At 54.0% G+C, this 1,952-nt stretch carries 3 protein-coding genes and 1 other RNA gene; 1 reads left to right on the top strand and 3 read right to left on the bottom strand.

From position 1 onward, the window contains the following. Positions 1 to 507, bottom strand: a 507-nt coding sequence (gene dnaX / locus AC1D0Z_RS20550) for a DNA polymerase III subunit gamma/tau (RefSeq protein WP_477660019.1), incomplete at its 3' end; no start/stop codon positions are given. A gap of 189 nt (positions 508 to 696) precedes the next feature. Between dnaX and ffs the strand changes: the two genes are divergently transcribed. Further along, an RNA gene (gene ffs, locus AC1D0Z_RS20555) (signal recognition particle sRNA small type) lies at positions 697 to 793 on the top strand. 352 nt (positions 794 to 1,145) lie between these two features. On the opposite strand, the gene AC1D0Z_RS20560 is transcribed toward ffs, so the two are convergent. Together AC1D0Z_RS20560 and AC1D0Z_RS20565 are read right to left on the bottom strand one after the other, a co-directional pair. After that, on the bottom strand, positions 1,146 to 1,682 hold the full coding sequence (locus AC1D0Z_RS20560) for a hypothetical protein (protein ID WP_477660020.1): 537 nt from the start codon (positions 1,680 to 1,682) through the stop codon (positions 1,146 to 1,148). Between the two features lie 53 nt (positions 1,683 to 1,735). After that, positions 1,736 to 1,952, bottom strand: a 217-nt coding sequence (locus tag AC1D0Z_RS20565) for a hypothetical protein (protein WP_477660021.1), incomplete at its 5' end; no start/stop codon positions are given.

Consider the following 1,952-nt stretch of genomic DNA (forward strand, 5'->3'; position numbering starts at 1 on the left):
GGCCGGCACTTTTTGCGGGTCGGTCGTGGCCAGCACGAACTTCAGGTATTCGGGCGGTTCTTCCAGCGTCTTGAGCATGGCGTTGAACGCCGTGTTCGTGAGCATGTGCACCTCGTCGATCATGAAGACCTTGAAACGGCCGACGACGGGCTTGTAAACGGCTTGCTCCAGCAGCTGCGCAATTTCATCGACGCCCCGGTTGGACGCCGCGTCCAGCTCGGTGTAGTCCACAAAACGGCCGCTGTCGATGTCGGTGCACGCCTGGCACACACCGCAAGGCRTGGCCGTAATCCCGCCCTGCCCGTCCGGCCCCAGGCAGTTGAGCGACTTGGCGAGAATGCGCGAAATGGTTGTCTTGCCTACGCCCCGCGTGCCGGTGAACAGGTAAGCATGGTGCAAACGCTGGGTGGCCAGCGCATTGCCCAGCGCCTGCACCACATGCGACTGCCCCACCATTTCAGAGAAATTTTTGGGGCGATATTTGCGGGCTAGGACGAGATAGGACATTCGCCCATTCTAGGATATGGCCCCCACGCTTTTCACTGCGTGTAATGCGCTGCCCCCCGAGGGGGCGCTGCGCCTGCGGTCTGGCAAAGCCAGTCCCGCGGCCCCTGTTGGAGTAAATGCCTGTGTGCCCATTTCACCGATGGGAGTTACGCCAGAGGGGTCATTCCCAAGTCCCTTACAATCGAGGGTGACGGGCCTTCCCGCATGGTAAAGCGGCCAACCGGGTCAGGTGGGGAACCAAGCAGCCCTAACTGTGGAGCCAGTGCCGGGGTCAAGGCTCGTCACCTTATTCATCTCAAATCCGCGGTTCTTGCGGGTTTTGTGTCTAAAGCAGCTGCCCGCTGCGGTTTTGTATCACTTGAGCGTGTCACTTCATTAATTTGTGAAGCAGGAAAAAGACATGGCCCGAGTCGAAGGATTGAACATCCGGGACTCTCGGTGGTACGTGAGAATCCCGTTCTAAATGAACTTCAGGAGTCTCTGAAGGCACGAGGATACCGCGCAAGTAGCCGACACCCCCTGTACTCACACACAGTGCATTACGACTCGTTTCAGCAGGTACCCTGCGCGATATATTGATCGTTGGAGGGCCTAACGTGACCACTTCTTGAGGACTTTGACCTTCAGTTTTCGGAAGTTCAAGGCGCAGGAGAAAGGGACTCAACAATAGGGGCAAAGAACTTCACCGAAGCGATGTGGGACTCGCAAGCATAGTCGTGAAGAATAAGCATCGCCATTGACTGTCCGGTGATGACTGTTTTTTGAACATACCGAACCTTGTTCTCAGCGTCGAGCAGGTCAAGGTTCTGCACTACACCGATGGCGGTCGAAGCAATCGTCTCTAGCATCACCCGCCATTTAAATTTGGTCTGCTCGGCCGATTGCTGAAATAAGCGCCGGGCCTCCAAGGCTATTTCAACGGGAGAAATTTGATTGTTCGGAGGTAGCGGTTGCACTCTGACGAAGCAGGCGCTTGTTCTGTCGGGTGATCGAAAAAACGGTCCGCTTGGTTTGGAACTCTCATCCACACGCCAATCATCGGGAAGCTCCAATAGCCATCCATCGACCGCTATTTTTTTTGTCCCTGGGGTAGTTGATAGAACTTGGCCTGGCACTCCAAGGAGCGTTACAACAGGCAATAGGAAAACACTTTTTAAAATGACACGTAAATGCATTAGTGGTTAAACCAAGTGAGCATTGAAAATGGGTATCGGAATAGTCAATGGATTCAGAAGTCGCCCTCTTCTTCTACCAAATCAAGCTCTTCCTGTCCCGTCTCCCTTGAGGGACCGTGAGATGAGAACTTCAGATTTGGAACGTAAGTTGGGTCAAGTAGCCACTGAAAGATTTCACCACGGCGATATCTGTTGCCACGGTCAATAGCGGCACGAATAGTCGAACGGTAATAAATATTTGGAATGAACTGAACCTCAGAGGAGTTTGCC

The organism is Polaromonas sp. P1_E3 (assembly GCF_056405935.1).

What these genes read in the sequence shown, in the direction of transcription:
- AC1D0Z_RS20560 (WP_477660020.1), bottom strand. Translation starts at nt 1,682, where the DNA reads ATGCATTTACGTGTCATTTTAAAAAGTGTTTTCCTATTGCCTGTTGTA.